The sequence below is a fragment of the Okeania sp. SIO2C2 genome, from assembly GCF_010692625.1.
Taxonomy (GTDB): Bacteria; Cyanobacteriota; Cyanobacteriia; order Cyanobacteriales; family Microcoleaceae; genus Okeania; species Okeania hirsuta.
This window is the reverse complement of the sequence record NZ_JAAHGM010000137.1, coordinates 1-3,956: the sequence shown is the minus strand read 5'-3', so window position 1 is coordinate 3,956 and position 3,956 is coordinate 1. Positions and strand designations below refer to the sequence as shown.

The following is a 3,956-nucleotide window of genomic DNA, read 5'->3' as shown; positions in this document are numbered from 1 at the left end:
CTTTGTTTGGCTTAAATTCTGGGGCAGCTTTAGCAACAGTAGTGGGAGTATTAATAGAAGTACCAGTCATGTTGATGTTGGTAGAATTTTGTAAACGTACAGCTTTTTGGTTTCCTCGCCAACCAGAAAAGGCAACTTTATTAGATCCTCGTTGTTTAAATTGTTAGATAGGGAAAAAATTATGTCCACTCTTAAAACTCACATTGCTCTAATCGCAACCAACTTAGAAAAGTCTGTAGAATTTTACCAAGCTTTATTTGGAGTAGCACCAGTTAAGTATAAGTCAGATTACGCAAAATTTGATATTGCTAACCCGCCTCTAAATCTTACCCTTAATTTAGAAGAAAATGTAGAACCAGGTGGGAATTTATCCCACTTAGGAATACAAGTTAGCAGTTCCCAGGAAGTGGCAACAGCCATTGAAAGATTTAAAGTGGCCGGACTATCATTATTTGAGGAACATCAAACAGACTGCTGTTATGCACTTCAAGATAAAGTTTGGGTAACAGACCCTGATGGTAACCGCTGGGAGGTTTTTGTAGTCAAAGTGGCAGATACGGCACCAGAGAAAAATATAGTTGCGACTTCTGGCCAAACTCAGTAAAATCTACTCCGGTTAAACAGCCATAGAATGGTTAAGTTAGGAGTCCTCAGGAGTCAGGAGACAGTCCTCAGGAGGAGAAAGAATTACAAAGATGAGGGTGGTTATGACGATTGAAGATTTTTTTTATGTCCAATTAAACGGATTTGATATCATACCTCAAATCACCAACGCCACATTTTGCAGTAAAGAAGACAGACGTCAGAATCAAAACTTTTCATACAATATCAGTAAACCAAATTTAGTTTAAATATCTTACAGGAAAAAATCAGGAGTTATTTTGATGAAACGAGTAATGTTTGTCTGCAAGAAAAATTCTGCCCGTTCCCAGATGGCAGAAGCATTTGCCAAAAGACTTGGCAAGGATAAAATTTCCGTTACCAGTTCTGGTTTGGAAGCTAGTCAGGTTAACCCCCATGCTATTCAGGCAATGTCTGACATTGGTATTGATATCAGCGATCAAACTTCTAAAGCATTGAGTAATTTTCAACCACAAGACTTTGATGTGGTGATTTCATTATGTGGGTGTGGTGTCAATTTACCGCCAGAATGGTTGACACGAGAAGTATTTGAAGATTGGCAACTAGAGGACCCGGCAGAAAAACCAGAAATTTTTCCGCAGGTTAGAGATGATATTCAGGAAAGAGTAGGAAACTTAATTGATAAATTAGAGTAGTGAAATCAGGACTTATATCATGTCCGGATGAATAGAGGAGTCAGGAGTCAGTCCTCAGGAGTCAGGAGGGAAGAAAGAAGGAACAAGCAAGAAGCAAGAAAAAATAGGAGGAAAAGGAGAAAGTTTTTTTTATCACTAATTAGGGCTGGCTGATTAAATCTAAAAGCATTGACATATAAAGACAAGTGCCTTTTTGGGGCCTTTAAAAAGTACCTGGTTTTCAGCTCTTGATGCTCATGCATGGAGCGTATTTTAGGCTCATAGTTAAGCAGAACAATCTTGGGACAAAACGCCCGCTCCTACCTCCTCGCTCATTCCCATTTCTCCTGTCTCCTGTCTTCCCCTCCTGGGAGGGGTTGGGGGTGGGTTGTCTCCTGTCTCCTGTTTCCTGTCTCCTGTCTCTTGTCTCCTGTCTCCTACCCCTAATATCTGTGCTTATCCAACAAATGAGAAATTGTCAGCATCAACTACAGGTGCATTGTCTAAGGTGACAAATAGACCCCCGCTACCTAAACCAGCATCACTACCATTTTGGTTATAGAATAGATTACCATTATTTGTATTGTATACAATGACAGCATCCTCTGTCGCAGCATCATTATCACTGGTAACAGTGGCAAATACATTCTCAAAACTGTCCCCACTCTCAATAGCAGTGAAAGTTGTCCTGTTGATGACAATGATATCTCGCTCTATATCAAAATCAGTAATTCTATCTTCTCCAAAATCATCTTGGTCATAAACTTGAGTTGTATTAAAGATAAAGCGGTCAATACTCGCACCACCAGTCATGACATCATCTCCTGGGCCACTATTGAGGCGATCGCGTCCTTGACCTCCATTGAGAGTATCGTTACCACTACCACCAAACAAGCGGTCAAAACCAGGGCGACCTTCTAAAAGATCATCACCATCTTTACCATAAAGGAAGTCATTACCAAAACCACCAATAATAGTATCGTCAGTTTCGCCACCAACGAGAGTATCATGATCGTTAGTTCCTTTCACAAATAATACTCTCCGAATGCGCTCGTCTTCCTTTGGAGGTGTATCTGCATCGCTGAAACTAGGGTTCCCATTTTCTGGAAAATTCACTGATAAATATTCAGCTAAGGCATCTTGTTCCCTACCATTATCAGTAAAGCTAGCGTTATTAGTTGCTTCTGATGGCAAACTTTCATCTACTAAGTCAACCTGATTTTCACCAAATAGTGGGAAAGGATAACTATCGCCACCACCTGCAAGGAAACCGAGAGTTACTAACCGAATTTCCCGGTCTGCATCTCCTACTATCTCTCCATCACTCACTACCACATCAGCGATCGCTCCATTATCATCCACAACAGCTAGACTTCTGACCCGATCCCCATCTGTGACAACGCCTGTATCATCAAATTCAATTGCTTGTTGAGTAGCATCATAACTGAAAGCAAGGCCACTCACCTGCGGAAACTGACCAGGAGTTGCATCGTCTGTAGTTGCTGCAACACCATGTTCGATAATTTGTTTGAGTTCTTCTGCGGTAACTGTTAGTAAACTGAGGTCGTTATTGAAGCGGAGGGTATTCTCAATATCTAGCTGAGAAATTTGCCCGTCTTCTTTACCTGCAAAAGGGTTTCCAGCAGGAGGTAACTGCACCAAATCATCAGAAGTACCGCCAGGAGGAATAAACGACTGACCGATATTGTCGCGGATACCGCCACCATTTTTAATGGAAACTATCACATCAGGGTCGTATTCTTGGGCAATAAATAAATTTGCATCCGCTGTCAAATTTCCCAGATTAGTTTCTTGGGTACGGACATCTCCTCTCGTACCGTTGAGAAATACTTCTGTGGAACCGAAAATATTGCCATCTCTAGCAGAAATGTTGTCATTAATAGCATTAGTAACAGCTACTATTGTGGGGTCAGCTACATCTTCAGGATCGACATCTTCCTCGTAAACTCGGTCAACTCCCTCATCATCTGTAGCATAAACACCACTTAAGTCTTCGTCAAAACTTGTAATAATACCGTTTTCGTCAAAGTCAGCAATGAGGCGACCGACATATTTATAGTTGCCGTCGGTGTTGATGACTAATACAGGTTCATTGCTAGGAGAAGTAAATTCAAGAGGATAGGAACCGTCGCGAGTATCTCCATCTCGTAGGATGTCATCTTCTGCGGCGAGGAGAGTATTGGAACCACCAGGCATAATGATATCAACATCTGTCAGAAGTTCTGCTAATTCTTCTTCAATACTAATCTGCTGCATGTGGGTGAGCAGAATAACTTTATTAATACCTGTGGCAGTTAATTCATCTACTGTTTCTTGAATAATCTCAGCCAAAGCTGCGATATCTTCACTATCTGAGGGAGAAACAACAAGATCGCCAGTGGAAGAAATGGTAGGTAAGGTAGGAGTAGTTGCACCGACTATACCTATTTCTTCCCCACCTACTTCAATGACAACGCTCCCGGAAATTGTATTAGGTTGGGGTGCTCCACCATCTGGCACAACAAAACCAGCAAGATTTGGATCGGGAGCAAAATCAATATTGGTGCTGAGGTAGGGCTATCAACAGTATTAAAATAATTGGACAAAGTTAAACATAAATAGACATTTACTGTGATATATTAGATTTATGTTTAACTTATTAAACTATTAAAAGAGGTGGCCGACAACTGAAATGCAATC

3 protein-coding genes and 1 pseudogene are annotated in these 3,956 nt (G+C 41.0%); 3 read left to right on the top strand and 1 reads right to left on the bottom strand.

All coding sequences use genetic code 11. The features are described from left to right. The 3 genes and pseudogenes from F6K18_RS35815 to arsC form a co-directional block, all read left to right on the top strand. Positions 1 to 167: pseudogene (locus tag F6K18_RS35815) on the top strand (arsenical-resistance protein); the annotation flags it as partial. 14 nt (positions 168 to 181) lie between these two features. Then, positions 182 to 604 carry an ArsI/CadI family heavy metal resistance metalloenzyme gene (locus F6K18_RS35810; protein ID WP_287528102.1) on the top strand — a complete coding sequence of 141 codons (423 nt, stop codon included), beginning with the start codon at positions 182 to 184 and terminating at the stop codon, positions 602 to 604. Positions 605 to 884: 280 nt separating this feature from the next. Then, a complete protein-coding gene (gene arsC, locus F6K18_RS35805) occupies positions 885 to 1,277 on the top strand; it encodes an arsenate reductase, glutathione/glutaredoxin type (RefSeq protein ID WP_287528100.1) in 393 nt (130 codons plus the stop codon). 435 nt (positions 1,278 to 1,712) lie between these two features. Here the strand turns inward: arsC and F6K18_RS35800 are convergent, their stop codons facing one another. Further along, a complete protein-coding gene (locus F6K18_RS35800; RefSeq protein ID WP_287528098.1) occupies positions 1,713 to 3,776 on the bottom strand; it encodes a 5'-nucleotidase C-terminal domain-containing protein in 2,064 nt (687 codons plus the stop codon). Between the last annotated feature and the right edge of the window lie 180 nt (positions 3,777 to 3,956).